We start from the raw sequence: 24,513 nt of genomic DNA, 5'->3' as shown, positions 1-24,513 counted from the left end.
TCTGCTGGGCCACCTGCGCATGGGCTCTCACCCGTGAGCTGGGCTCGGGTCGGTGTTTCTGCTTAGCTGAAGTTCGCGGGTGCGTGACGGCTACATCGACAGCGCTGCGATGCCTACAGGCGAAAGCGCGATATTTACAGCCATGGATGCGACGGCGGCGAGCCGCAGTGCCCTGAGCAGGCCCCAGCCGCGAGTCCGGGAGAAGTGGACACCGATGACCGTTGGCGCCGCGTAGGCCGCGAGTACGTAAACGACAGAGGAGGCGACCGCTCTCGGGCCTTCATGAAGCCCGAAACCGCTAATCGTTAATGCAACGCAGATCCCAATCCCGAAGTAGGCCCCGGCACAGGCGATGAGCAACAACACCACCGTGGACAGAACCAGACCGAGCCGAGGCCCGCGGGCGATTTCGCCCGGATCACAGGACTGCCTCACTAAACGGCCCCCGTTGGCGCGTAACCATCACTAATCACGAAATCGAAATTACTCGGGCTCGGGCTGCTCATTGACCATCTCGTGCCTCGACCTCGGCGAAGCTGCGGTAAACCTCTGCGGTCGTGCTCTGCATGACTTCAACCTACGTCACTCGCCGCCGCGCTGGGGAGGCCCCCGAGCGGAAAGACTGGCGGGCGAGTCGAGGTCCTTCAGGTGCGCGGGGTCGGTGTTCGTGGCTTCTGGAGGAGCCGTCGGCGAGGCGCCGCAGCTGCCTCGCCCCGTCGGTGCGGATGGTGGGGCCTGGCGCGACGACGCGTTGGCCGAACTTCACCAGCGCCAGCCTGCGGTCGGTCGGGCGGGCTTGAGACGGATCCGTCCGATCCGGTTGTGGTCCGCGTGCTCCGCGGCGGCCAGGACCGAGATCTTGTCCGGGCCGACGCCGGGCAGGCCGCGGTGGGCCCCGCCGATGAAGCTCTCATCGACCTCGACAAGCCCGGAGAGCAGTTCCCGCTCTGGGCGGATCATGGCGCGGCGGAGCTTGTGTATCCACGCCCACGCCGTCTCATACCCAGCGCAGCCTCGCCGGGTACTCGAAGCAGGCCTCCTCCGTGCTGAACCAGTCCTGGAACTGCCCGAACGTCCTCGGGTAGTCCACGCCGCCACGCGGCATCTGCGGCGGCAAATCGGCCATACCCCAGCGTACTTCCGCTAAGCAGATACCTAATTCCGTCGATTTTTTGGGCCGGACTAGTTGTCCACCTAATAATGTCCTAGCCCTTTGGGATGCTTCGATTATGGACGGCATTCAGGGAGATCGACTGCTCGGAGCGGGTAAGCCACCTCTGCATGCCGCTCCGAGTTCGGCCGCCGTGTGTGCTGTGACCTCTGATGCTCAGCTGGCGGAGGCGCAGAATGCAGATGCCCGGGTGCAGGACCTGATCCATGCCGTGAACTCGCTTCGGCCACGCGCACCCAGCGGCAGGGCGTCGGCTGGCAGTGCTGTATTGCCGGACCCCGCCGAATTGATCGACCAGTTGCGTGCCCTTGAGGACCTGAAGTCCGCGGTCGCGGGTTTGCAGGCCCGGATCGCCGTCGCGTTCGATGCCGCCCAGCGCAGCGCCGAGTCCGACCTGGGCGTTCCGGCCGACGAACAGGGACGCGGCGTCGGAGCGCAGATTGCCTTGGCCCGGCGGGAATCCCCCGCTCGCGGGTCCCGGCTCTGCGGGCTCGCGAAGGCACTCGTGACGGAAATGCCGCACACCCTCGCCGCACTGGACACCGGGCGGCTGAACGAATGGCGTGCGACGCTGCTCGTGAAGGAAACAGCCTGCCTGAGCGCCGAGGACCGCTCCGCGGTGGACGAGGAACTCGCCGCCGACACCGGGACCTTCGACGGTGCCGGGGACAAGGCGATTATCGCCGCGGCCCGGACCGCGGCCTACCGGCGGGACCCGCGCTCCGTCACCCAGCGCGCCAGCCACGCCGCCGAGGAACGGCACGTCAGCCTGCGCCCGGCACCGGACACCATGACATATCTGACCGCCCTGCTCCCCGTCGCCCAGGGCGTCGCCGTGCACGCGGCCCTGACCCGGCACGCCGACACCCTCCGCAACGCCGGGGAGGAGACCCGGTCCCGGGCCCAGATCATGGCCGACGCCCTCGTCGAACGCACCACCGGCACCCCTGCGGGGATCAGCGGCGTCGAGGTTCAGCTCGTTATGACCGACCGCACCCTGTTCCAGGGCGACAGCGAACCGGCGCGCCTCGCTGGCTACGGCATCGTCCCCGCCGCCTGGGCCAGGACAATGCTCACCGCGAACAACCACCCCGGCAACAGCGACGCGGACAAGGACCAAGCCGGAAACAGCGGGCCCGGGCAAGGAAAATCGGCTCAAGGCCAGCAGAGCCAGGACCTCAAGGTCTGGCTCCGGCGCCTCTACACCGCCCCCGGCACCGGGAACCTTGTGGCCGTGGACTCCCGGAGGCGGCTGTTCCCGGCGGGGTTGCGGCGCTTCATCCAAGCCCGCGACGACACCTGCCGCACACCCTACTGCGACGCGCCGATCCGGCACTTCGACCACATCATCCCCTGGCACCACGCCGGACCCACCAGCCAGGCCAACGGAGCAGGCCTGTGCGAAGCCTGCAACCACACCAAAGAACTCAACGACTGGACAGCACAAACCCGAACAACACAAACCCACCCCGGGGGCAGGCATGTCCTCGACATCCGCACCCCCACCGGACATTCGTACCGATCGACAGCCCCGCCCCTCCCCCGAACCGGGCCGCCAGGTAGCGAGCTGTCAAAATCCGCGCCGCCAGGAACCGGGCTACCCAACACCACCAACACCAACACAGTGGCACCGCACTCCAGGCACCACCGACGCAAGCTACGGCACCAAGCCAAAGCGCTCAGATACGCCCAACCCGCCAAACTGCAGGCAGCTTAAGTACTGTCGGCCGCCTAAGTAGTGAACGGAAATTCCGGGTGCCGGCAGTATTTGGCGGGAAGCTATTCCGGGCGAGCCTGCCGATATTGACGGACGAGCGTTGAGCGTCGCCGCGGAGCTTTGGCGGGCCAGCTCGTTGCCGCGGAGCTCCGGTGGCCTAGCTCAACGGGCTCCCGGAGCCCCGTCCCTCTGAGTCGCGTCTTTCGGGGCAAGCGGCAGGGTGATCTTCATGACCGTTCCCCGCGGACCGCTGCGCTCAACCTCGACAGTGCCCCGGGCCCCGGTGATGATTTCACGGACCAACGCCAAGCCGATTCCGAAGCTGCGTTGGCCCGGCGCGCCCTCCGTGCTGTGTGTTCTCACGAAGCGGTCAAACATCCTTGTCTGGTCCACACCCTTGATCCCGGCCCCGGAGTCCGAGACGGTGACAACGGCCCGGTTGCCGAGCACCGCCGTCGTGATCCCGAGGTTTCCGCCGGGAGGGGTGTGTGCCAGCGCATTGTCCGCCAGGGCGAGGAGGGCGCGGCGGAACCCGTTGCCGTCTACGAGCGCGAAGGGTCGGTCTTTTTCCGTGAGGGTGACTCGGACGTCTTTCTCCCCCGCGAGCTGCTGCAAGCTTTCGACGACGGCGGCCGCTACGTGGGCGAGATCGATTGGCTCTGCAGTGACGTCCGAAGGCGAGCCGGTGGCCGCTACAAGCAATTCGTTGACGATGCCGGTGAGGGTCGCCGTGTCGTTGCGGATGCGGGCGAGTGCCTGCCCTGTTTTCGAGTCCGGAGCGGTATCACGTTGGGCAAGCTGGACGCGCGCATCCAGGATGGCCAACGGTGTGCGCAGTTCATGGCTGGCGTCCTGCACGAACCGTCGCTGCAATGCGAGCGCTTCTCCCAGGGGCCTGATGGCACTCCGCGCGCTGAGCCACCCGATGGCCCCGGCGAGGAGGATCCCCGCAATGCCGGCAACGATCATGGCCTTCAGGAGGTCCTTTGTATCCAGATACGCGTAGACGGAATCGGTTTCGCCCCGTCCAGGCAGCGTTGGATGCTGTGCCTGGTTGAAGAGGTAGATCGCGGCCGCCGCCAGGAGGCACAACACTAAAACCGCGCATGCGGCGCTGATCCGTGCGGCGATCTTCAGGGAGGCTTTGCGGAGTGTCGCCTGGTCCAAGTTCTCAGTCACGGGAATTGTTCTCAGTCATGGGGATTGCCGATCTGGTATCCGAGGCCGTGGACGGTCCGGATCACGGTCTTGGAGATCTTGCGGCGCAAGTGGTGGACGTAGGTGTCGATCACGCCCGGCTGGTCCGTTGGGTGGAACAGGGCGTTGAGGAGGTCTTCGCGGGTGAAGACGCGTTCCGGTTCGCTGGCCAAGGTTTCGAGGAGCCCGGCTTCCTTCGCCGTCAGTGTGACCACGGAACCGTACACGGAGCGCATGGAGCGGGCACCGGCGTCGAGCTCCCAGTCCCCGATTCCCAGAGTCGTGGGCGGCGGGGCGTACGTCCTGGTGAGGGCTCGCAAGCGGGCGGCCAGCTCCATGGCGTCGAACGGTTTGCTCATGTAATCGTTCGCCCCGGCGTCGAGGCCCCGGACCTTCTCATCGGTAGCACCGAGCGCCGTCAGGATGAGGATCGGAGTGGCAATTCCCTTGGACCGAAGGGCTTTGATCAAGGCAAGACCGTCCATGACGGGCAGGCCCCGGTCTATGACCATCGCATCCCAGCTCTGGGTCAAGCCGAGGTGGAGTCCGTCGCGCCCATTGACAGCCAAGCGGACGGAAAAGTCCGGCTCCAGGAGTTCGCTGATGAGCGGCCCTAGGGCGGCGTCGTCTTCGACCAGGAGGAGGGACGGCCGCTCAGCTGTTGTCATGCTGTCTATTCTTCCCCTGCGTGTCCGCTCGTGGCGCCCACCGTGACCTTGCGCCGCTTTTTGAGCAACTCAATTCCCCAGGGCACCACCGAGATCAAGACCATGATGACGGCAATGGCGTCAATGTTGTTGGCGATGAATTCATAGTGTCCCAGCCAGGAACCCAGAAGCGTCACGGAGGTTCCCCAAATGACGGCGCCAGTGACGTTCCAGAGGGTGAAGGACTTGTAGTCGTACCGGGCGATGCCTGCGCTCAGCGGGGCAAATGTCCGCACAATGGGCACGAAGCGGGCCAAGACGATCGCCGGTCCACCGCGGCGTTTGAAGAATTCCTCGGCCTTGTCCAGGTGGGCGGTCTTCAAGACCCGGGCATCGTCCTTGAACCAGCGCCTTCCGAACTTGCGCCCCAGCATGTAGCCGATCTGGTCTCCGGCGATGGCAGCAGCCGACACAACCGCAATCAACACCGGCAGTTCAAGCTGAAGTTGCTGGTGCAACAGCCCGGTAGTGAACAGCAAGGAGTCACCGGGCAAGAAGGGGAAGAGGAGACCGGATTCGATGAAGACGATCAGGGCTACGACGCCCAACGCTGCGGGACCCAAGCCCTGAAGGAGGGTGGTGGGATCAAGGAATGCGGGCATGGCAGAAAGTACGTGCATTTGATCCTCCTCAGGATCCGTGAGCTTGTGTTGCGACTGTTTCTGAAGCCGCTTCGTCCGAGGCGGTTGCTTCTGAAGAAGCCAGTCCTGATTGGGCCCGGCGCGGGAAACGTTCCAAGACCCGTGGCGCGTACCGGTTCCAGAGCCCGGCCAGGAAGATGACCGCAGCGCTGGTGGCGAGGAATGACGCCACTACGTCGCTGGGGTAATGGACTCCGATGTAGATCCGGGACCAGGCAACCACAATGGCCAGGACTGCCCCGGCCCACGCGGTGATGACTCCCCATCGGGTTCCCCGAACCAAGAAGTACAAGGCAAAGGCGAGTGCTACGGCGAAGGCCGTGTGGCCGCTGGGGAAGCTATTGGAACCCGTTTCCGGGGCCAGGGGATCGAAAAGAAGCGCAGGATTGGGCCGGTGGCGGGCAACGATGAGTTTGAATACCTCGCTGGCAACCCACCCCGAACAGGCGAAGAGCACAAACATGACCGCACGCACAAAAGACTTACGAACCAGGAAAAGGTACAAGCCGATCACCAGGACAATGCAGACTCCTGCTACTGGGGCGAAGAGAAAGTTGAGGGCCATGGCCAACGTTGTCAGAGCGCCAACGTGGTGGCGGCTGAGTTCCTGGTCAACGCCGAACTCGTTGGTGGTCAGACCCGCTACCAACTGCACGCTGAAGCCGATGGCAAGGACTGCCGCAGCGAGGGCAACCGCCCACAGCAGCCAGTACCTGGGCTGCGGAAGCAACGGCACACCGTGGCGGACGACGGCGGAACTGGCTTCCGTGGGAGCGTTCTGCTTGGTGTGTGGTGGCATGAGTTTCTCCGACGTGAGGTGGCGGCCGTTTGCGGCCTGCTTCCACTCTCCCGCGAGGCATTTAAGAAGCTCTTAAGAACTCCCCCGAATCCGGAGGTTCCCTTGATCCTACGAGGGGCCCTTGACCCGTGAGATGCCTAGGCACAGAGTTGAGGAACGTATGCCCGCCACGTCAAAAAGGATTTGGGATGTCCGAATTTGCGATCTCGAAAGACGGCACCCGCATCGGGTATGAGCAGCACGGCAAGGGACCGGCCGTGATCCTCGTCGCCGGTGCGATGCAATTCAGGGGCTTCGACCCCACCACAGTGGAAATGGCGAAGCAACTTGCAGCCAAGGGGTTAATGGTCTTGAACTACGACAGGCGCGGCCGTGGGGAAAGCGCCGACGCTCCATCATTCACTTTGCAAGACAACATCGACGATCTTGCCGCGCTCATCGACATCGCAGGGGGCACGGCCGCACTCTTCGGGAGCTCTTCCGGCGGCGCGATTTCCCTGGCAGCAGCGGCAGCAGGCCTGCCCGTCACGAAGCTGGCGCTCTGGGAGGTGCCACTGAGGGCCGATGGCGGCACGGAATGGACCGAATTCCTCGCCGGATTCCGAGAACGCGTTGCATCCGGAGACAAGGCCGCCACCATCGAGTACTACATGAAGGATATGCCGCCAGAGTGGCTCGAAGGCGCCAAGAACAGCCCGGGGTGGCCCATCATGCTTGAACTGGGACCCAGCCTCTCGGCCGACGCCGAATCCCTCGCGTGGGCCCAGTCGGCACCGCGCGCCAAACTGTGGTCCGGCGTCACCCAGCCCACCCTCGCCATCGTCGGCGAGCAAACCCTGCCGATCATGCCGGAGGCCGCCGATTCCATCGTTGCCAACATCCCGAGCGCCCGCAAAGCGACCATTCCCGCCGCCAACCACGGCTGGGAACCCGGAGTCATGGCTGACGCGCTGGCTGAATTCTTCGCGGACTAATACGGCGCTGGATTCGCCATGGACCTGGCCGCGACCGCCGTCGAACTCTACACCTTGGTTCCCTCGGCGTTTACGGCAGCCCGCACCGCACGGGCCAAGGAAGCCAAGTCTGCCGGGAACGCCGAACTGGCGAAACAGATAGCCCAGTTGCCCAAGCCTTCGACGGCAGCGTGGGCGGTCAACATGCTCGTCCGGCACGGGACCAAGGAATTCGCGGGTGTCCTGGAGCTTGGGGCATCGCTCGGGAGGGCCCAAGAGCAGCAGGACCACGACCGCTTGCGAACGCTCGGCCAGCAGCGCCCGCGCGTGCTGGCAGCCGCCGTCGAGCAGGCCCGCGCCGTGGCGGAAGGCCTGGGCGTCAAGGTGAGTGGCGGCGCCGCGCTGGAGATCGAAGCCACGTTGAGGGCCGCGATGACGGATCCGGCCGCCGCCGCGGCGCTCCGCAGTGGGCAACTGGTGCGCGCGCTCTCCACGAACGGCTTGGAACCCGTGGATCTCTCGGGCGCCGTGGCGGTGCCTGGTTCTGTCGCGGTAGCGGGCGCCCGTCCCGCCGGGGATGCCGCCAAAGAAGAGCCCGACGACGGCGGGCGGCAGCGCGAGCGCGCCGACTCTCAGCGCGAACGGGAGAAAGCACAAACCGCACTCGTGGAGGCTGAGCGCAATGCAGACAAGGCCGACATGGAACTCGCCAAGGCCGAGCGCGAAAAGGCGGAGGCCGTACGTCGAAGCGAGCAACTCGCCGCCGAGGTCAAAGCTGCCAAGGACAAACTGGCTGCGTTGCAGCAGGAGCTTGCCTCCACAGAATGGGCAGTCACCTTGGCCGAGCGGGACCGCAAGCTGGCATCCCGGCTGGCCGGCCGGGAACGACGGGCGGCGGAAACGGCGCGGACCAGGTTGGAGGGGCTGTCCTAAGCAGGCATCCAAAGCGTCCGATATACCGGACAGTTGGGGGCGTATTCTTGGACGATGAACAGTCATTCCGTGCGGCCTAAGGCACCGGCTGCAGCCCAGGTGTTGGCGGTTCTCAGATACGTCGCGGGCCAGGCCGGTCCGGTCAGCGCGTCCATCATCGCGCGCGATGTTGGCTTGCCGCGGTCCACGACGTATCAGCTCATTGCCTCGCTGATCGATGACGGGTTTTTGGTCCATCTCCCGGAGGAGCGCAAGTACGCCTTGGGGGTGACCGCTCATGAGCTAGGGACGGGGTATTCGCGGCAAGCCCCGATCCAGCGGATTGCCCGGTTCCCGTTGTCCCGGCTCGTCGCCCGGACCCGTCGGACTGCCCATCTAGCCGTGATGCACGGGCGCGATGTCGTTTACGTGATCGAGGAGCGCGCACCGCGGCAAAGCCCCCTGGTCACCGACACCGGGGTCCGACTTCCGGCCCACCTGACGGCCAGCGGCAGGGCGATGATGGCCCAGATGGACCCCGCGCAGGTGGCTGCGCTTTTCCCGGGACCGGAAGCATTCGCGGAACGCCACAGCAAAGGCCCGCAATCCTTGCCCGCGTTGCAGGATCTCTTGGCGCGAGCACGGTCGCTCGGATACGCGTGGGAGCAGGACGAGGTCACCGAGGGGTTCTCCTCCGTGGCCGTCGCCGTCCTTGACCGGCAGCGCTATCCGGTGGCCAGCGTGACGTTGACGGTATCCAATCGCGCGTTTCCCGGCGGGGGCATGAGGCACCGGAGTAAGGATGCCGAGACGGCCGAGGAAAGGGCCGTCCGCATTGAAGACGTCGCCCGCGAGTGGATTCCGGAAGTGACCAGATGTGCGCGGGAAATTTCCCGCAGGCTAGGCACCCAAGCCTGATCCCGACGTCGTTCCCTCCTTCGCGCAGGGACGCTCGCTCACATATGAGGCCAAATGCCAGGACGCTCGCTCACCTCAGGTGAGCGAGCGTCCGCCGGAAACACCCCAAAGGTGAGCGAGCGTCTGGGGGCGGGGCAGAGCCTAAACTGCTGCGTTGTTCGGCTCTGACCCGGCTAGCGGAGCTACTGCCTCCGAGCCGAGTTCCGTCGGGTAGACCATCTCAGCCGGAGCGTTGGAGTTCCTCTTCCCCAGCGGGTAGAAGACAAGCGCCGTGACAACGAGTCCTACGAGCCAGGAGATATCGGCCCCGCCGAGCAGCTCGGTCATCGGGCCGGTGTAGAGGGTCTGCGCCAGGAACGGGATCTGGACAACGATGCCGATCGCGTAGCTGAACAACGCTGTCTTGTTCCAACGCCCGTAGCGGCCGTTCACGTCGTAGAGTGCCGGAATGTCCACCTTTTCCTTCGAAACCAGGTAGTAGTCCACGAGGTTGATCGAGCTCCACGGGATGAAAACCATCAGCAAGAGCAGGACGAAGTTCTTGAAATTGGCAATGAAATCGGGCGAAGCCAGGACTGCGATGAGTACCGAGAGTCCAATGAAGCCGATCACATAGGCAAAACGAGTCCAAGATGCCACTGCCGACTTTCGAGTGAAGGCCGTGACCGAGGTAAGCATGGTCATGTAGCCGCCATAGGCGTTAAGCGTGTTGACCGTCAGTTTTCCGGTCACGATGACGAGGTAGATGACCACGGCGATCAGTCCGCCGCCGCTCAAATTCCCGAGGAAGGCGACTTGGCCATCCAGGAACCTCGCACCCTTAGGCAAGGCGAGGGCAGCGAAGAGCGCGCCGAGGGTCATGGACCACTGAGAACCAAGCACCGTGCCGAGGTATGCCGACATGAAGGTCTTGCGCGCAGGAGTGTTGGCGGGCAGGTACCGGGAGTAATCGGCCACGTACGGACCGTACGTCAGCTGCCAGCCAGCGCCAAGCGAAATGGCGAGCAGGAAGGTAGGAAACTCGAAACCGCCAGCTCCCAGGAGTGCGCCGACGTCCTGGGTGACCAACAACCTGATGCCCAGGTAGGTGAAGCCAAGGACACCCACCACAGTCGCAATGCGGCCCAACATGTGGATGTATTTGTAACCCAGGGTCGCCACGATGATGGTCAGCACCCCGAAGACGATCATGCCCACGGCCGGGGTGCCTGTATGGAGGATGAGGCTGATGGCCTGTCCGGAAAGGACGGTACCGGTTGCAGCGAAGCCGAGGTACATCACGACCACCAGCACCAAGGGAATCACCGCACCGAAGATTCCGAACTGTGCCCGGCTGGAAATCATCTGTGGCAAGCCGAGCTTCGGACCCTGGGCCGCGTGAAGCGCCATCACCGCGCCCCCCAAAAGGTTTCCGATCAAGAGACCGATGATCGCCCACAGGGCATCAGCGCCGAAGACCACCGCCAGCGCGCCGTCGACAATGGCGGTGATCTGCATGTTCGCCCCGAACCAGAGCGTGAACTGCTGGACCGGCGAACCATGCCGCTCGTTCCCCGGGACAAAATCAATGGAGCGGCGCTCGACGCGCGGCCCGCCTGTTCCCGTGTTTCCTGTGGCCTGCATGCCTGTTCCTTACTTTGACAACCGAAGTCCGATGTCCCCAACTGAGAATCAATCAGAGCATGCGAAGTGACGGCTATCACCGAAAGGCAGCCATATTTAGTCCGATATACCGGACTATAGGGCGAGAGTTGTGATTTACCCCATTTGGTTGCCGGTACCGCTGGCCAGGCCCATGAACATCGTCTTGTGCAGCACGTCCACATGCCGCCGTGACACCTCGACGGCCCCGCGATCGTCCCGTGCGCGCAGAGCGTTCACGAGCGCAATGTGGTCTTGGTTGGATTTGTGCAGAAGCTCGATCGGGTACGGGATGAAATAGGCATAGAGTTCCGCCAATGTCTCGTTATAAGCGTCCACTGCCGGGCCTAATCCCGAGGACACCGCGACTAGTTGGTGAAACCGCTCGTCGGCCTGGTGATACTCGGACCAGTTGGTCGATCCAGCCATCTCTTGGGTGAGCCGCTCCAGCTCATCGAGTTGCCCGGCGGTGGCATTGACCACGGCAAAGTGCGTCACCGCGCATTCGAACAGCAGCCGCCGGTCCACTAGCCGGTTCACCGCGTGGGATTCGGCGGGCGACGCCGCGAGCTCCTCGAGCACGTTCCGCGGCGGCTCGTCAGCGACAAACGTTCCGCCACCTCGTCCGCGGCGTCGGACCACTACGCCCTGATCGGCCAGGCTTGCCAAGGCCCTACGGGCAGTGATCGGGCTAACCGAGAGACCCAGCGCGACGTCCTGCTGGTCAGGCAATCGCTCCCCCGGCTGGAGCAGTCCCAGGGATATGGCCATGCCGATCCGCAGCCGCACGGCGTCGATCGCGCTCCTCCGGTCGATACCGAGCAAAGGGGCGGCATCGATGGGTGAGTCGCCGGTAGTGTCCTCAAGCTGACGGGTCATATCCGCTACTTTACGGGGCAAAATCCACCTTTCATTTATTTGATCATTATGATCTAATATGAGGCGAGTCACAACGACAACGTGGAGAAAAACAGTGCAACGCATCCTTCCCCTCATCGCCGCTCAAGCGCCGCCCCGACTGATCGGCGAGCCGATCCACGCGTTCGCAGACGAGGTCGCCGCCGCCGTCGCGATCCAACCGCAAAGCAAACTTGTGGTCTTCCCGGAGCTGCACCTCTTCGGGGACACCTACCCGGATCAGCAGCGCACTGAAGTGTTGCAGGACTCTGCCGAACCGCTGGACGGTCCGCGGGTCAACGAGTTGCGACAGCTCGCGGCGGATTTGGGTATCTGGCTGGTTCCGGGCAGCGTCTGCGAGCGCGGCCCCGAGGGGCAATTGTTCAACACCCAGTTGGTCCTCTCCCCTGCCGGAGAGCTTGCGGGCTACTACCGCAAGGTCTTCCCTTGGCGCCCCTTTGAGCCCTACGACCCCGGCGATCGATTCACGACCGTTGACTTGGCGGGGATGGGCAGGGTTGGCCTGAACATTTGCTACGACGCCTGGTTCCCCGAGGTATCCCGCCAACTCGCGTGGATGGGCGCCGAAGTCATCCTCAACGTCGTGAAAACCACGACGCCGGACCGCAAGCAGGAACTCGTCCTCGCCAAGGCGAACGCAATTGTGAACCAGGTCTTCATGGTCAGCGTCAACTGCGCGGGCCCCACCGGCAAAGGCCTGAGCCTGATTGTGGACCCCGAGGGAAACACCATAGCCGAGGCCACCGACGACGCCCCAACCCTACTCGCCGCGGAACTGGACCTTTCCGCCGTCGAGCATGTCCGCACTCACGGAACCGAAAACCTCAACCGTCCCTGGTCCCAATTCCGCCCTGGCGAGCCGGCCATCGAGCTGCCGATCTACCAAGGCCGCATCGACCCGGCCACTTGGACCCCACGGTCCTCCGACTCCTAAGGAACCATCGGTGACAACACAACCGAGCCTCACGCGCGCCCTGAAACTGCCCTCGCTGGTCCTGTTCGGACTCGCCTACCTGACCCCACTCATCGTGCTCGCAATCTTCGGAGTGATCGCCGAAACCACCGGTGGAGCATCGCCGTCGGCCTATCTGGTGGCCATGGTAGCCATGCTCTTCACCGCACAAAGCTATGGACGCATGGCTGTTGCCTATCCGGTGGCCGGCTCCGCGTATACCTATATCCGACGCTCCATCGATTCCCGGATCGGATTCCTGGCCGGTTGGGCTGTCCTGCTGGACTACCTGTTCCTGCCGATGGTTATCTGGCTGATCGGCGGCTCCTACCTCACGGCCCAGTTCCCTGACATCCCCATTGGGGTCTGGATTGTCGCGTTCATCGCCATCACCACGCTACTGAACGTGGTTGGCGTCAAGGTCGCGGACAAGGCCAACTATCTGCTGATGGCGTTCCAGCTTCTGGTGATCGTCCTGTTCGTTGCCCTGACCGTTGGAAACTTGCTCTCCACGTCCGGCGCGAGCGCCCTGGTCAGCACCGCTCCCTTCTTCAACGACACCTCGAGCTTCGACAAGATCACCGCGGGAGCGGCCATCGCGGCGTACTCGTTCCTGGGCTTCGACGCCGTCTCCACCCTCACCGAGGAGACCGTCGAGCCGAAAAAGACCGTGCCGAAGGCGATCATGCTGGTGGCACTCATCGGCGGCGCGATCTTCGTCGTCGTGTCCTACACGACCCAGCTGATCCACCCCGGCGGGGTGTTCGACGATTCGGCGTCGGCGGCGTCGGACATAGCCCTGAAGATCGGGGGCCAGTTCTTCGGCGCAGTGTTCCTGGCGGGACTCGTGGTGTCCCAGTTTGCCTCCGGGCTCGCGGCACAGGCCAGCGCCTCACGCCTGCTCTACGCCATGGGCCGGGATTCTGTCCTGCCCAAGAAGATCTTCGGAGCGCTGAATAGGTCCTTCCACACGCCCGTATTCAACCTGGTCATTACCGGCGCGGTGGGACTCGTCGCCATGTTCTTGGACGTCGCCACGTCCACGTCGTTCATCAACTTCGGTGCGTTTACGGCCTTCACCCTGGTCAATATCTCAGTCATTGCCTACTACGTGCGCCAGCGACGCTCAGGGCACCGGCTCAACCTATTGTCCTATGTGGTCATCCCGGCGGTGGGAGCCATCATCGACGGGTTCCTGCTCTCCCAGCTGGATTCGAATGCCATCACACTTGGGCTGATCTGGCTCTGCGTCGGCGTCGTGGTACTCGGCATCATCACCAAAGGGTTCCGGAAGGCACCACCGGAGATGGTGATGGAGGAAAAAGAAGCTGCCCTGGTGTGATGGCTGATCAACGAGAGATTGGACTGCAGTGCGCATCACCCTAGCCCAGATCGATTCCGGCACGGACGTCGGCCGCAACCTCGCCCTCATCGAGGACTACTGCGCCCGAGCCACCCAGGAGGGGTCTGACCTCATCGTGTTCCCGGAGTACTCGACGTACGAGAAAAGCCGGGTGGACCAGAGCTTCGTGGACATGGCCGAACCCCTTGACGGCCCGGTGGCCGCCAAGCTCTACGCGACGGCGGCACGTTACGGGATCACCGTCGTCGCGGGCCTTCTCGAAGCGTCAGAGGAACAAGACCCTACCGAGGAACGACGCCGGGCCTTCAACACGCTGGTGGCCATAGGTCCGGACGGGTCCCGTCTCGCCAGCTACCGGAAAATCCATCTCTTTGACTGCCAGGGATTCCGTGAGTCGGAGTACATCAAACCCGCCCCGGAACCAGTGCCTGTCACCTTTTCCTGCGGCGGCATAACCTTCGGGTTGATGACCTGCTACGACCTGCGCTTTCCTGAGCTCGCACGCATCTTGGCCGAGGCTGGGGCCCAGTCGCTCCTCGTCTGTTCCTCCTGGGTTCCCGGTACGGGCAAGACCGAGCAATGGGCCACCCTGGCAACGGCCCGGGCCATTGAGAACGGCATGTACGTGGCGGCTGTCTCCCAAACTCCGCCTGTGTCCATCGGCTACAGCATGCTCATCGATCCGCTGGGCACCGTGCTGCACAGCCTCGGCACCGAGCCGAGCATCGCAACGCTGGATCTCTCACCACATGCAGTTCAGGAGGCCCGGGAGCAGTTCCCCACGCTGAGGCATCACCGGCTCCTCTGATATCGACCTACTGCCAACTCTGTGCTAAACCAAAGTGCAAGATGCACTCACGCATCGAAGGAGAAACGCCATGAGCACAACGACGGATAAGGGATCGGGCCGCGGGCTGGAGATCCGCTCGATCGACTACGTTCCCCTGAATGAACGGCACGGCAAGGTCTCCCACATCGGACCGCTATGGTTCGTCAGCAACGCCCAGATAGCTACCTTGGCCGTGGGGTTGATCAGCATCACCACGGGTGGCAACCTGATCTGGTCGCTGCTCGCGATCGCCATCGGCATCCTCGTCGGCACACTGTTCATGGCCGCGCACTCCTCCCAGGGTCCCCAGCTCGGCCTGCCCCAGATGATCCAGTCCCGGCCGCAATTCGGCTATATCGGCGCCCTGCTAGTTTGGCTCTTTGCCTATCTTCAGTACGCGGGATTCAACATCTTCAACACGATCTTGGCCGGCCAAGCCATCCAGGAATCGGTCAACGTCGGGTCCCAAACCCTCTGGTTTTGGGTGGTCACCATTGTTGCCGTTGTCATCGCACTTTTCGGCTACGACCTCATTCACGCGTTCGAGCGTTACCTGACCTACCTGACCATCATCATGCTGGCGCTACTCACGGTGGCGGCCGTCAAGCTCGCCATCCCCGCCGGCGCGTACAACCTGGCTGACTTCCATCTGGTGCCGTTCCTGGGCCAATTGGGGGTCGCCGCCGGCTACCAGATCTCCTGGGCCATCTACGTCTCGGACTACTCCCGCTACCTCCCGCCGGCAAGCGGACGGGGCACCTTCCGGTGGACGTTCTGGGGTAGCGCCCTGGGCGGTATTTGGGTGATGTTCCTTGGCGCGTACATAGGCGCTGCGGCCGGGGAGAACTTCGAGACCATCGGCTCCATCAAATCCACCGCCGACCAGCTCTTCGGCGGATTCGGTGGCATCGCCTTGTTCGTCGCCGCGCTGGGCTTGCTGTCCGTGACTGCCCTGAACATGTATGGCGGTTCCCTCACCCTCATATCGTCCATCGACAGTGTGCGGCAGATCAGGCCGACCCTGAGGCTCCGGATCATCACAATCGCTATCACCGCGCTCATTTCCGTGGTCCTAGCGAACCTTGCCTCGAGCGACTTCCTGGCGAATTTCAACGACTTCCTGCTGCTGGTGCTGTACTTCTTCATTCCGTGGACGGCCGTCAACCTCACCGACTACTTCATTGTCCGCAAGGGCCACTACGCCATCGCCGAGATCTTCAAGCCCGACGGGATCTACCGACGCTGGGGCTGGCCCGGAATCATTTCCTACCTCGTCGGCTTTGTGGTGATGATTCCCTTCTTCTCCGCCGGGAAGCTTTTCGTCGGGTTCATCGCCCACGCCATTGACGGCGCCGACATCTCCCTGTTTATCGGACTTCCCGTGTCCGCCGGGCTGTACTGGCTGATGACCCGCCGTATCGACGTCGACGCCGAAACGCGCTTGGCCAAGGCAGAGGCCGAAGCCCTGGAGGCAGCCGCGCACGAACACATCCTGCCGTAGCTGCGCTGGGAGGCGGTAACGGCGTCGGGATTCACGCGGTGGCGATGACTGCGGACGTCGCCAAAACGTTGCCTGACTTGTCCACGGCCTCCACGGCCGCCCTCGGTGCGGCGGCCACCRCCGTCGAGGTTTCAAATCCGCGGCGCGGAACCGTCACTGCTTCGGCCATGGACCCGGGGCCGGTTCCGGTCAGGAACCTCCATTTGGCAACCTCGGTTGCGCCGTTCCAGCTCGCGTAAAGCTGCATCGTGGACCCGTTGCCGGGAACCGCGGCGAGGTCGGGGACGGTGTCCGGCCGGCCTGTCCATGGCGAGCGGTAGGTGCGGTAGGAGGCATCGCCTAGGCCGGTCGCTTCGAATACCGCTTTCCCATCGGGAGTGAATTCGGTGGCGGCGGGGTCCGCTCCCCAGCCCACCAGGACGTGCCCGTTATCGACGAACTGCAGGTTCCCTTCGGCGTCACCCCGGTGGCCGCCCCTGCTGAACTCTTGCTTTACGACGGCGGTGCGTGCCTTTTCGTCGACGGCAAGAAGCAGCCCGCGAGATGTCCCTGTGTTGCCTTGGTTGTAATGGTTGTCGAACATGCTGATGATGCCGTTGGGCCGACGCCGAACATCATGCTGCCAAGCGAAGACAGACTCCGGAGTCATCGCGAAGTCGCTGCGTTTCCCGCCCAAACGCCAACGGATCTTCCCCTCCGGACGGCCGATCAAATAGGCGGTGTGCGTGTGGCGGGACGAAACAAGGAGGGCGTCCCCGCTCTCGTCCACGGAGTTGAGGTGGAAAGGATCGAACGCTTTCGCCGCGCTGGACCCATCAGCCTTGGGGTTGTCAGCCGGGCGCAGATACGATTCGCTCACGTCGACGTGGTCAGAGGCCGTCCAGTCGAAGAGGACGGTGCCGGAACGGATGCCGATTTCCTGGACATGACAATCAAAGATGTAGCCCTGCGCGGGTCCGCCCACGGACGTCAGGTCACGCCGGACGGTTGGGTAGGAGATCATCAATGCCGTCCCGGCAGAGGTGATGGTGAACTCATGGAGATCCGCTTGAAGTCCGTTGCCTGCATTGACTTCGGCTACCGTGCGATAGCGGGTGTCCTTGATGATGCCCTTTCCTTCACCGTGTCCCCCGGTTCCCGTGCCGGTCCAATAGCTCAACACCGGTTGGCCCTCGAAGACCTGCACGCGAAGATCTGTCACGCCAGAACCTGTCGGTTCCATCCATACCGGCTCCCCGCGATTGTCCATGATCAGCCCATTGGCGCCGCGGCCCATCGGCCCGACGAACAGCAGGCCCGCACCCGTGGGCCCGGTAGACCAACTGGCAACGTGCGGAGCGGTTAAAGCAGTAGACACGAAGCTGCGGATCACAGGCGGCGAAGCAGTGGAAGTCGACGACGGCGACGGCGACGGCGACGCTGCCGGGGAAAGTGCGGAAGCGGTGACCGAGGCTGGGACTCCGGGCAGCAAGCCGGCCTTGGCAATACCCAGCCCCGCAACCACGCCCGCGCCCGCCATCCCTGCCCCTGAGAGGAATCTTCGACGGCTCATCCTGAAGTGGGCCTCGCGCTCGTCCCGCGGGACAGTTCGGTCGCCGTTCCCAGACACCGTATTCCGCTCCACCCCCTCAGGATAAAACCGGAACATAGTGCGGGAACCGGGCAGAAGCTGCAAGTTTGCTGTAAGGGAGCGGGCACGACGACGGTGTGAGTTGCTGGCCGGCACGGCGTCACGCGGAGCAGGTTTTTGGGGCGTCGAGTCGGCCGCGAGCTCAAGATTCCGAGGTTTGAGCGGAGTCGCGGTGCCAAAAAGGCGCGCCGCGTGACGCGGCGCGAGTCACCTCCGGCGCCGATYACCGCGGCGCCGATCACCCTTGGAGGAGCTGGGTCCGCCGTAGCCAGGATTCGATGTCCGGTCCGGCGTCGCGGACACGCTCGCCGCGCACGGCGAGTCCTTCGCCGATGATCGCGCCGGGGCACGATTTGCCGTAGTCCTTCTCCGTGGTTCCGAGCCCACTCATGGCGTGGGTGGTGATCGGGTGGATGGTCTTGCCCGTGAAATCGTAGCTCTCGGCGAACGTGGTCATGATCATGGGTGCCCGGACGTTCCAGATGCCGCTGGCGAGCAGCACCGTGTCGTATTGCTCGGTGGAGGGCAGCGGGGTGGCGATGGCCGGGCGGGCGTTCGCGTTCTGTTCCCGGACGTTGCGCGCCACGGTGGCATCGTAGTTGTCGGAATAGGGCTCGGCGGGATCGATCCGGTGTACGTCGCAGGTGATGAGTGCGCTGATCATGCCGGCCAGCACCTCAGTGTTGCCGACGTCGAGGTGGATGCGGCCGCCGTCGTAATAATTCTCCCCGGCGCGTGAGAAGTAGGCGAGCAGGACGCGCCCGCCGTTGCCGCCTGGCTCGGAAGTGGTTATCTGTGACTTCTTTTGGTGGGAGGTCATGGTGTTGTTCGGCGCTCCTGGGGTGCTGCTTGAGGTTCCGGCGACGGCCGCCGCACCGGCCAGCCCCACGACGGCGGAGCGCAGCACGGTGCGCCGGTCGATGGCCGGCCGGTGCGGGGGCATGTCAGTCGATCCTGCGTCCGCCCAGCCAGCTGACCTTCTCGGGGTCGCGGTGGTCGAAGAAGAGGCTGGCGCCGGCGTCGAGGGTGGCAACCTGGCCCATCTGCTCCTCGGTGAGGCTGAAGCCGAAGACGTCGAGGTTCTGGGCCATCCGTTCCGGCCGGACCGACTTGGGGATGACGACCACTTCGCGCTGGATGAGCCAGCGGAGCACCACCTGGGCGACGGACTTGCCGTGCGCTTCGGCGATGGCGCTGAGGACCGGATTCGTGAAGAGTCCGTTCTTGCCTTCGGCGAAGGGACCCCAGGATTCGATTTGGACGCCGCGTTCGCGCATCAGCGCCTGGTCGACGGCGCGCTGGTGGAAGGGGTGGGTTTCGATCTGGTTGACGGCCGGGACGATCTCGTTGTGGTCGATGAGGTCGACCAGCCGGTCCAGGTGGAAGTTCGAAACCCCTATCGCGCGAGCGAGGCCGTCCTTGTGGATTTCCTGCATGGCGCGCCACTCGCTGTAGTAGTCCCCGAGCGGCTGGTGGATCAGGTACAGGTCGAGGTAGTCCAGTCCGAGCCGGCTGAGCGAGCTGTCGAAGGCGCGCTTGGTGTCGTCTTGGACACTGCCTGTCGGGGCGTGCTGGATCCAGAGCTTGGTGGTGATGAACAGTTCGTCGCGGGCGATTCCGCTGTTCTTGATGGCCCTGCCGACGGCTTCCTCGTTGCCGTAGGAGGCCGCGGTGTCCAGGTGGCGGTAACCGGCTGCGAGGGCGGCTTCGACGGCGGCTTCGGTTTCGTCGTCGGGGATCTGGAAGACGCCGAATCCGAGGATCGGCATCTCGACGCCGTTGTTAAGGGTGACGTTGTTCATGGTTTCCTATCTGGTTGGTTTGGAGTCATCAGTTAATTCGGGCGTGCGCGGCTTCGTAGTCCTGGTCGCTGACGGGTTCAAGCCACGTGGCGCTTTCCCCGTTGTCGTGTTCGACCAAGGCCAGATGGCACATCATGTTGTCTTTCGTAGCGCCATGCCAGTGTTCCTCGCCGGGCGGTGTGTGGACCGTGTCCCCTGCGCGCATAAGGATCACACTGCCGTCCCGGGTGGCAACGAGACCGATGCCGTCGGTGCCGTGCAGGGTCTGGCCAAGGGGATGGGAATGCCAGTTGGTGCGGGCGCCAGGAGTGAATCGGACCATCGCCGCCACGAGACGCGAGGGAGCCTCGCCGTTGTGCAGAGGGTTAAGGTAGACCTCCCCGGTGAACCTTTCGATCGGGGCTTTGGCCGTTGGCGTGGGAGGTACGAGTTTCATCCTGACTGCCTTTCGCTAGTGCTGTGATTGCTTGGTGTGCCGTAGCGGCAGGGATACCACTGCGAGGACCAGAAGGAGAAGGGCGGTGGTCCCGAGGCTGATGCGCAGGCCGGCCATGAAGTCCTGACCGGCGAGTGCGGCACCGAAGATGGCGACGCCGAGCGAGCCACCGAGCTGCCGGGCGGTGTTGACCGCTCCGCTGGCGGTTCCTGCCAGCCCCGCGGGCGCATGGTCCATGATGAGGGCGATGATCGGTGGGACAGTGAATGAGCCGCCGACGCCGACGGGAACCATGAGGAACGCGACGAGCAGGGTGGGCGCGTCAGATGGGAGCAAGGTAAGGCCCGCCAGTCCCAAGGCCATGAGCAATAGGCCCGCGACGATCGCGACAATGCGCCCATAACGGTCCACGAACCGGGCCACGAGCGGATTGAGGAGGGCAACAAGTCCGGTCATGGGCAGGAACAGGAGACCGGTTTCCAGTGCAGTGGCGCCGCGTTGTTGCTGGAAATAGAGACTTTGAAGGAACACGACGCCGTAGAAGGCCGCCATGGTGACCGCGGCGATGGTCAGTGCGGTGGAGACCGTGCGTGAACGGAACAAGTCGAGCGGGATCATCGGGTGCTTGCCCCGGGCCTGCGCACCCACGAACGCGAGCGCCGATGCGACGCAGATTGCGAAGGTAACAAGGATTCCGGGACTTCCATAGCCGAGTTCCGCGCCCTCGATGATGCCATAAGCCAGGCTCGCCAGCGTGAGGACCGCCGTGATCTGCCCGAGCCAGTCAAAGGGCGTCGGACGCCACGGCGAAGGAGCTACGCGGGAGAGCACGAGCAGGGCTGCCACGCCAACCGGAATGTTGACGAAGAAGATCAGGCGCCAGTCGATTTGGGTGAGAACGCCGCCCAGCACCGGTCCGGCAGCAGCGGCGACCGAGCCGCCCAAACCCCAGTACACGATTGCCCTTCCACGCCGCGCGGGGTCCTGGTAGGCCTCACGGATGAGCGCGAGGGAAGTAGGGGTGATCATGGCCGCGCCGATGCCCTGCAACACGCGTCCGGCGATGAGAGCCGGAAGACTGGGGCTGAAGCCGCATGCCACYGAAGCAACAGTGAACAGGGTCATGCCAATGCCGTAGGCTCGCCGGGCGCCGACACGGTCTGACAACGTCCCGGAGAACAGCTGCAACGCGGAGAACATCAGGGTATAGCCGGTGACGATCCATTGCAGGCCGGAGAGTCCGCCCCCGAAATCGTTCCGGATCCCGGGCAGGGCGACGTTGACGATTTGGRCATCCAAGGCGACGACGAAGAATCCCAGCATCGCAACCGCCAACGACGCGCGCGGCCGGGCGAGGGTCGCCGGAGGAGATTTGATGGTGGTCGGAGACATGTGGCCTTCCAAACGGAGAAACAAGGACTGATTCAAGAAAACCAGTCCCCGCATCCGTGTGGGAGTGCCTGTTGTACCGTGTACTGCCAGTGCCTGTTAGGGCGACCCTCGCCGGCCTAGCGAACCGAAGTTAGCAGTCGCTAACCGGAATTGCCGGAGCTTGCGGGCGGTTCGAGCGGCCCCTGGTCCAAGCGGAAGGGCGGATAGTTGTCGCTCATCAACGCGACATACGTTACGGTCCTGTAGACCCATCGGTTGATTCCCATGATCAAGTTGAAGAGTCCCAATCGGTAAACGCCTGTGAACAGCAGGATCACGGCTGTGATGAACACGAGAACGCCGAGCAGCGATATCCCGTTAGTGCCGCCTTCAGTTGAGGACCTCCATATGCTGCCAGCGAGCACACCGACAATGATCAAGTGAGGCAGGGCGAGCAGCCAGGACTTGACCAGTACCCGCCAGTGGGAGAGTTTTTCGGGATACGCAACGTCGAATGTGGCCGGATAGTCCGCGTGGGCGAGGGTAAAGGGCGGGTAGTGGTCAGTGCCGAGGACGCCGTTGGCGTAGAAAGCCACCCGCCAATTCCACCGCATGACGCCAACAGCGAATTGGAAGAGCGAGGCCGGGTAGCGGCCGGTAAACAGGATCACAACCCCCGCCGCGACAGTCACCACGACGAATGCGAGCCCGAGGAAGGCGAGAACGATGTAGTGCGGAATGGCCAAGAACCATTTGACGAGCCACATCCACCGCGAGAGGTTCGGATCCAACTGCCCCTCCAACCGCGCGGGATAAGCTCCTCCGCTGATTCCATTCATTCCCAACGCGGACGAAGGGAGCATTCTCCTGCCGAGTCCGGCAGCCCCGACGATAATCAGAGCAAGCCCGACCGCTAGCATGGCGATCCCTACGAGGACGGGCCCGGAGTTGGCGAAGACACCAAAGGAGCCAGCGGCGAGCAGGTCTCCCAGCATAAGGACGAGCATGTGCACGGGACTCATTTTCTCGCTTGGAGGGTTGGAATGCGCGAACGTTCCGGCAGGATTGGTATTCATGGCGTGATCCTGGCTTCTTAGATGGTGATCGCGATTTTTCCGCGGGCTTTCCCGGCGTCGAAATAGCGCATCGCATCGGGGACTTGTTCCAGCGGATAGCTTCGGCCGACGGCGGGAACGAGGGTTCCGGCTTCGATGAGTCCGGCGAGGTGCTCAAGGTCCGCCGAGCCTTGTGTTGCAAAGACCATGGTGAGCCGCTGACTGATGAACGGGGACAGCGCTAGTGCGCGGAGCTGCCGGTCCATACTGCCTGTCCAGGAACCGCCTTCCTCGCCGCCTGTGATGACGGCGGTGCCGGTGGCGGTGAGCGCACGGCGGAGGCGTGACAGGGTGGGGTTCCCGGCGATATCGAGGATCAGGTCATAGTGTTCAATTCCGTCGGCGAAGTCCTGCTTGGTGTAGTCGATGACGTGATCGGCGCCGAGGGAGCTCACCAGATCCATCTTGCCCGTACTGCACACGCCTGTGACCTCGGCACCGGCCGCCTTGGCGAGCTGCACCGCATAGCTGCCGACTCCGCCCGAGGCACCAAGGACCAGCACCTTCTGTCCCGGGGTTATCTGGCTGGCCGCGCGGAGGGTCTGCAGGGCAGTGCAGGCCGAAACCGGGACCACCGAGGCCTGTTCGAAGCTGATGTTCGCCGGTTTGCGGGCGAGCTGGCTTTCGCGGGCCGTCGCATATTCGGCAAAAGAGCCCTTCCCGACGCCGAAGACCTGGTCCCCGGCGGCGAACCGCGTCACTGCCGCGCCGATCGCCACGACGGTGCCCGCCAGGTCCAGCCCAGGCACAGGGTTTTTGGGGGCTCGCATGCCGTAGGCCAGACGTAGTGCGTAGGGCAGGCCCCTGGTGACATGCCACGTCCCGCGGTCCAAGCCCGCAGCGTGAACCCGAACAAGCACTTCGTTCTCGGCAATCTTCGGCTTGGGGATCTGCGCCATGTGCAGGACGTCGGCGGAGCCGTAGGCCTCCTGCACAATGGCCCCCATCGTAGAGGACGCTTGCGGCTCCGCCGATGGCGAGCCGCCCGAAAGAGGAGTCTCCGCAGCCTGCTGACCAGAGGTCATAGCCATTCCTTTCACAACATTTGGGGTGCGCAGCCTACGTTACGTTTCGTACGCTGTACTAAACAGAATATCGTACAATGTACTAAACCGCTAGAGCCCAAGGAGTCCCCATGCCAGCAACGACGCAGCCGCTCGCCGAACGGCGCCTTCCGCTCAGCCGGGAAAGGGTGCTCGGTTGCGCAGTGAATCTCGCCGACGAGTCGGGAATCGCCGCGTTGACCATCCGCTCGCTCGCACAGAGCATGGGAACGAAGCCCATGTCCCTCTACTACTACGTAGCCAACAAGGATGAGATTCTGGACGGCATCGTGGACATCGTCTTCAGCGAAATCGAACTCCCATCCCCCGCAGGCGAGTGGCGGGAGGAGATGCACCGAAGGGCACACGCCGTCCGCGCAGCGCTCAAACGCCATCCGTGGGCAGTAGGGCTGCTGGAGAGCCGCTCCTCCCCAGGTGAAGCTAATTTGCGCCACCACGAGGCGACACTCAGCACCCTGAGGGCAGCGGGCTTCTCGGTCAAGATGACGGCCCATGCGTACGCCTTGCTCGACAGCTACATCTACGGATTCGCGCTCCAGGAAGCGGCTCTGCCTTTCGAGGGCCGGGACACCGCCCCCGAGATTACGACGCCGATTGTTGAGCGCTTTTCGACCGGCCAGTACCCGCACATGATGGAGATCGCCACCGAACACGTCCTCAAACCCGGCTACGACTTCGGGGATGAATTCGACTTCGGGCTAAACCTCATCCTTGACGGCCTCAGCCAATCGGTTCCGGTCACCGGCGGAGGTCCGGGGCAGCGCTAGCGAAGTCCTGTCAAACACGCGGATGATCGGCTACACCGGCGTCACGCCGAGCAGGCTTTTGGCGCTTTGATCCAGCCGCGATCCCGAGATCCCGGGGCTCGGGAGGAGG

24 protein-coding genes and 1 pseudogene are annotated in these 24,513 nt (G+C 63.8%); 9 read left to right on the top strand and 16 right to left on the bottom strand.

Going from position 1 to position 24,513, the window contains the following annotated elements:
* Positions 1–90 precede the first annotated feature (90 nt).
* The 3 genes from AC1DLO_RS11675 to AC1DLO_RS11665 all read right to left on the bottom strand — a co-directional run bounded on the left by AC1DLO_RS11675 (position 91) and on the right by AC1DLO_RS11665 (position 1,126).
* Positions 91–435 carry a hypothetical protein gene (locus AC1DLO_RS11675; protein ID WP_476890051.1) on the bottom strand — a complete coding sequence of 115 codons (345 nt, stop codon included), beginning with the start codon at positions 433–435 and terminating at the stop codon, positions 91–93.
* Positions 436–762: 327 nt separating this feature from the next.
* The gene (locus tag AC1DLO_RS11670; protein WP_476890050.1) at positions 763–960 is read right to left on the bottom strand and encodes a hypothetical protein; all 198 of its coding nucleotides are present in this window, start codon (positions 958–960) and stop codon (positions 763–765) included.
* Positions 961–997: 37 nt separating this feature from the next.
* Entirely contained in the window at positions 998–1,126 is a 129-nt protein-coding gene (locus AC1DLO_RS11665) for a hypothetical protein (RefSeq protein ID WP_476890049.1), read from the bottom strand.
* Positions 1,127–1,229: 103 nt separating this feature from the next.
* Between AC1DLO_RS11665 and AC1DLO_RS11660 the strand changes: the two genes are divergently transcribed.
* On the top strand, positions 1,230–2,888 hold the full coding sequence (locus AC1DLO_RS11660) for an HNH endonuclease (RefSeq protein ID WP_476890048.1): 1,659 nt from the start codon (positions 1,230–1,232) through the stop codon (positions 2,886–2,888).
* 162 nt (positions 2,889–3,050) lie between these two features.
* On the opposite strand, the gene AC1DLO_RS11655 is transcribed toward AC1DLO_RS11660, so the two are convergent.
* From AC1DLO_RS11655 to AC1DLO_RS11640, 4 genes are read right to left on the bottom strand one after another with little or no spacing between them, the layout of a single operon-like run.
* Positions 3,051–4,067, bottom strand: a complete 1,017-nt coding sequence (locus AC1DLO_RS11655) for a sensor histidine kinase (RefSeq protein WP_476890047.1) — start codon at positions 4,065–4,067, stop codon at positions 3,051–3,053.
* Between the two features lie 11 nt (positions 4,068–4,078).
* Complete coding sequence (locus tag AC1DLO_RS11650; RefSeq protein ID WP_476890046.1) at positions 4,079–4,753, bottom strand: response regulator transcription factor; 675 nt, start codon at positions 4,751–4,753, stop codon at positions 4,079–4,081.
* 5 nt (positions 4,754–4,758) lie between these two features.
* On the bottom strand, positions 4,759–5,412 hold the full coding sequence (locus AC1DLO_RS11645; RefSeq protein WP_476890045.1) for a DedA family protein: 654 nt from the start codon (positions 5,410–5,412) through the stop codon (positions 4,759–4,761).
* 10 nt (positions 5,413–5,422) lie between these two features.
* The gene (locus AC1DLO_RS11640; RefSeq protein WP_476890044.1) at positions 5,423–6,232 is read right to left on the bottom strand and encodes a phosphatase PAP2 family protein; all 810 of its coding nucleotides are present in this window, start codon (positions 6,230–6,232) and stop codon (positions 5,423–5,425) included.
* Positions 6,233–6,420: 188 nt separating this feature from the next.
* Between AC1DLO_RS11640 and AC1DLO_RS11635 the strand changes: the two genes are divergently transcribed.
* Genes AC1DLO_RS11635 through AC1DLO_RS11625 form a run of 3 tightly spaced genes read left to right on the top strand, consistent with a single transcriptional unit; the run spans position 6,421 to position 9,015 of the window.
* On the top strand, positions 6,421–7,206 hold the full coding sequence (locus AC1DLO_RS11635; protein WP_476890043.1) for an alpha/beta fold hydrolase: 786 nt from the start codon (positions 6,421–6,423) through the stop codon (positions 7,204–7,206).
* Positions 7,207–7,224: 18 nt separating this feature from the next.
* On the top strand, positions 7,225–8,118 hold the full coding sequence (locus AC1DLO_RS11630) for a hypothetical protein (protein WP_476890042.1): 894 nt from the start codon (positions 7,225–7,227) through the stop codon (positions 8,116–8,118).
* Between the two features lie 54 nt (positions 8,119–8,172).
* On the top strand, positions 8,173–9,015 hold the full coding sequence (locus AC1DLO_RS11625; RefSeq protein ID WP_184737978.1) for an IclR family transcriptional regulator: 843 nt from the start codon (positions 8,173–8,175) through the stop codon (positions 9,013–9,015).
* Positions 9,016–9,156: 141 nt separating this feature from the next.
* On the opposite strand, the gene AC1DLO_RS11620 is transcribed toward AC1DLO_RS11625, so the two are convergent.
* Positions 9,157–10,638 (bottom strand): purine-cytosine permease family protein, encoded by a 1,482-nt coding sequence (locus tag AC1DLO_RS11620; protein WP_476890041.1) that lies wholly within the window; start codon positions 10,636–10,638, stop codon positions 9,157–9,159.
* A gap of 135 nt (positions 10,639–10,773) precedes the next feature.
* Positions 10,774–11,535 carry a FadR/GntR family transcriptional regulator gene (locus tag AC1DLO_RS11615; protein WP_476890040.1) on the bottom strand — a complete coding sequence of 254 codons (762 nt, stop codon included), beginning with the start codon at positions 11,533–11,535 and terminating at the stop codon, positions 10,774–10,776.
* Between the two features lie 94 nt (positions 11,536–11,629).
* Between AC1DLO_RS11615 and AC1DLO_RS11610 the strand changes: the two genes are divergently transcribed.
* The 4 genes from AC1DLO_RS11610 to AC1DLO_RS11595 all read left to right on the top strand — a co-directional run bounded on the left by AC1DLO_RS11610 (position 11,630) and on the right by AC1DLO_RS11595 (position 16,219).
* Positions 11,630–12,508, top strand: coding sequence for a carbon-nitrogen hydrolase family protein (locus tag AC1DLO_RS11610; protein WP_476890039.1), 879 nt, complete (start codon positions 11,630–11,632; stop codon positions 12,506–12,508).
* 10 nt (positions 12,509–12,518) lie between these two features.
* Complete coding sequence (locus AC1DLO_RS11605; protein ID WP_476890038.1) at positions 12,519–13,868, top strand: APC family permease; 1,350 nt, start codon at positions 12,519–12,521, stop codon at positions 13,866–13,868.
* A 28-nt stretch (positions 13,869–13,896) separates the two neighbouring features.
* Entirely contained in the window at positions 13,897–14,697 is an 801-nt protein-coding gene (locus AC1DLO_RS11600; RefSeq protein WP_476890037.1) for a carbon-nitrogen hydrolase family protein, read from the top strand.
* A gap of 70 nt (positions 14,698–14,767) precedes the next feature.
* Positions 14,768–16,219: a purine-cytosine permease family protein gene (locus tag AC1DLO_RS11595; protein ID WP_476890036.1), complete on the top strand. Its 1,452-nt coding sequence runs from the start codon at positions 14,768–14,770 to the stop codon at positions 16,217–16,219.
* A gap of 31 nt (positions 16,220–16,250) precedes the next feature.
* Here the strand turns inward: AC1DLO_RS11595 and AC1DLO_RS11590 are convergent, their stop codons facing one another.
* The 7 genes and pseudogenes from AC1DLO_RS11590 to AC1DLO_RS11560 form a co-directional block, all read right to left on the bottom strand.
* Positions 16,251–17,771, bottom strand: a complete 1,521-nt coding sequence (locus AC1DLO_RS11590; RefSeq protein ID WP_476914479.1) for an arylsulfotransferase family protein — start codon at positions 17,769–17,771, stop codon at positions 16,251–16,253.
* Positions 17,772–18,087: 316 nt separating this feature from the next.
* Positions 18,088–18,792: a flavodoxin gene (locus AC1DLO_RS11585; RefSeq protein ID WP_476890034.1), complete on the bottom strand. Its 705-nt coding sequence runs from the start codon at positions 18,790–18,792 to the stop codon at positions 18,088–18,090.
* Between the two features lies 1 nt (position 18,793).
* A complete protein-coding gene (locus AC1DLO_RS11580) occupies positions 18,794–19,651 on the bottom strand; it encodes an aldo/keto reductase (protein ID WP_476890033.1) in 858 nt (285 codons plus the stop codon).
* Positions 19,652–19,679: 28 nt separating this feature from the next.
* Entirely contained in the window at positions 19,680–20,087 is a 408-nt protein-coding gene (locus AC1DLO_RS11575) for a (R)-mandelonitrile lyase (RefSeq protein WP_476890032.1), read from the bottom strand.
* Between the two features lie 15 nt (positions 20,088–20,102).
* The gene (locus AC1DLO_RS11570; protein WP_476914478.1) at positions 20,103–21,479 is read right to left on the bottom strand and encodes a DHA2 family efflux MFS transporter permease subunit; all 1,377 of its coding nucleotides are present in this window, start codon (positions 21,477–21,479) and stop codon (positions 20,103–20,105) included.
* Between the two features lie 140 nt (positions 21,480–21,619).
* Positions 21,620–22,273: pseudogene (locus AC1DLO_RS11565) on the bottom strand (DUF4389 domain-containing protein); the annotation flags it as partial.
* 278 nt (positions 22,274–22,551) lie between these two features.
* On the bottom strand, positions 22,552–23,598 hold the full coding sequence (locus AC1DLO_RS11560) for an NAD(P)-dependent alcohol dehydrogenase (protein ID WP_476890030.1): 1,047 nt from the start codon (positions 23,596–23,598) through the stop codon (positions 22,552–22,554).
* Positions 23,599–23,708: 110 nt separating this feature from the next.
* Between AC1DLO_RS11560 and AC1DLO_RS11555 the strand changes: the two genes are divergently transcribed.
* Positions 23,709–24,404: a TetR/AcrR family transcriptional regulator gene (locus tag AC1DLO_RS11555; RefSeq protein ID WP_476890029.1), complete on the top strand. Its 696-nt coding sequence runs from the start codon at positions 23,709–23,711 to the stop codon at positions 24,402–24,404.
* The last annotated feature ends 109 nt before the right edge of the window (positions 24,405–24,513 follow it).

The sequence above is a fragment of the Arthrobacter sp. 01T419 genome (assembly GCF_056398865.1).
This window is presented reverse-complemented; position numbering and strand designations above follow the sequence as displayed.